1 protein-coding gene and 1 pseudogene are annotated in these 2,307 nt (G+C 28.3%); one reads left to right on the top strand and one right to left on the bottom strand.

Going from position 1 to position 2,307, the window contains the following annotated elements; translation table 11 throughout:
• Window positions 1–285: 285 nt before the first annotated feature.
• A complete protein-coding gene (locus Q326_RS0116265) occupies window positions 286–819 on the bottom strand; it encodes a hypothetical protein (RefSeq protein WP_026896301.1) in 534 nt (177 codons plus the stop codon).
• Between the two features lie 1,241 nt (window positions 820–2,060).
• On the opposite strand from Q326_RS0116265, the pseudogene Q326_RS17770 reads away from it, so the two are divergent.
• Window positions 2,061–2,307, top strand: a pseudogene (locus tag Q326_RS17770) (IS21 family transposase); the annotation flags it as partial.

Below are 2,307 nucleotides of genomic sequence, written 5' to 3'. Positions count from 1 at the left end.
GTCAGTTTCAATTCCTCATAGGTAAAGTATAAACCCATTGGGATGTAGCAACTATCCCAATGTACAAAAAATACCAATTACTTTTTCTTCTCTTATATCTATTCGACATAACAATAAAAAATCCTTCTAAGTATAGCAATTTTCTTTAATACAATGATTTTAACATCAAAAACCCAATTGTCGTCGACCTCCAGGGGTTTTTGCACTACTGTAGGTCGACGACATTTAGGTTTTTCTAATACAATATCTATATTCCATAAGAATTATAGAAATTCAAAAATAATTTTATTTTAGTAAAGACCTATCTATTATATTAGTATCAGATTTTTCAAGTTGTTTAATAGCATTTGATTTTAAATTGGACTCATATAAAGGATATAGTTTAACTAACAAATCATACGGTTCAATAGGCTCCCCTGATACATACACAATTTTTGCATAAAGCGGCTGCTCTGGCCTTATAAGTATGTTGCGTATCCTCTCGATTTTACCTTTTTCACGAATAGTTGAAGAGCTTATAAAATTGCCATCTTGATTATATATATATATATCATAATCAACAAAGTCATCCATCTGTAATTTAAATTTTACTTCTCCTAAGGTCTCAACACTCCAAATTTCATACCAATCGACTTTATCATTTGAATTAGCAGTTCCTGCAATCCTAATATTATCATAGTCATTCAATACAGGAGTATTGCATGCATCCTCCATTGTATCATTAGGTTCATGTTCAAAACTGTAACCTATTTCTGCAAATACTGTTGCTGAAGACATTAAAAATACTAACGCTACACATAAAACAAGTTTCTTTTTCATAAAAATCTCCTCCTAAAGTTTTTTATAATTTATCCTTACATATAGTGTATACTATTTATATTGAAAAGTTTGTTGTAAAATGTAATATATTCCAATTATTACGTTTTTTTAAGTTTTATGTATGATTGTTAAATATTTTTTACTATTTATATAATCTTTTCTTAGATAAACTACTTACATAATATTATCTCTTTTAATGTAAAAAAGGCTAGGGAAATTATTCTCTAGCCATATACTACCGCATATCCCAAAAGGCATAGTCACCATTGGCATACCTGCCCTTTGATTTATTATCTAAGTGGATGAATATATTATAGAAACCTAGTCCACCACCTAGATCATCTTGACTGCTTAACTCAATCCATTTGTTCTTTATATTATTATAAAATTCCTCAATCCTTTATTCATTATATTTCTCTAATTCATCCAATGGCAGTAGAAAATCAGTGGCTATTCCCAATAGATGCTTGCTACTGTAACTGCATCCCTTGCTTTTTAATCAAAAAATGAAACACTATAAAGCCTGCTTGCCTCTCCATTACTTTTCCTTATACAATGTTCTACTTCCTATTTTCTCAATCCTTTTTATAATTCTCTTTATATCTTCTTCCGTTTTGTTTTTATAGCAATCATCATATATTTCTATTGTCGTATTACCTAGTTTATACTTCTCAACTAAAGATCTAACCCACTCCTTTTATCATTATACTATATATTGTTTTTCTTTTTTGATATATTGTACACTAAAAAGATTGAAATAACTCCTATTAAATAAGATTATTAAGGTTAGTTTAGATATAGTGATATAAGATAATACATTTGTGACAAAAAAACAATAAAAAAAGGAACGTCCTCTGATATAATGTTGTTTACCACAACAAACAAAAATCGGAGGAATCTTTCCTTATGAAAACAATTATAATAGAAGAGATGAGATTTGGTCAAAGAATAGTTGAATATGGATAGTGTTAAGTTACTGTAGTTTTTTATAAAATAGAGATTCTAGAAAAGTCAAACATATATATTATCCCTTTTTTATATTTAGTGTCGAACATAGGTTCTATAGTGTTATAGCAATAGTATTTGCTAATAACAAGATATTTTTTACCACTGCTTTCTTATTAAAATCATTTTATAGTATAGTGTTTATGATATCCTAAAAGTACCCCAAATTCTAATTGAAAATTCCCCTAGAGGAAATATATAATAACCCTATGGCAATTCATAGGGGAGGCAAGGGGATGATCAATTTAATGGACAAACAGAAAATAATAATAGCTAGTTTTTTAGATGGTAAATCTCAGTGGGAAATACATAGAGAAACTGGATTTGCTAGAAAGACAATTAGAAAGTATATTAATGAATATGAAGAAAATAAAGTGAAACTTTTAGAAGGAGATGGAGATAAGTTAATTCTGACTGAAGATATTGTAGCTCCACCTAAATATGATATAAGTAATAGAAAGAAAATAAAGCTAACACAAGAAA

Origin of the sequence: Clostridiisalibacter paucivorans DSM 22131 (assembly GCF_000620125.1) — a bacterium.
In the GTDB taxonomy this organism is placed as follows: Bacteria; Bacillota; Clostridia; order Tissierellales; family Clostridiisalibacteraceae; genus Clostridiisalibacter; species Clostridiisalibacter paucivorans.
This window is presented reverse-complemented; position numbering and strand designations above follow the sequence as displayed.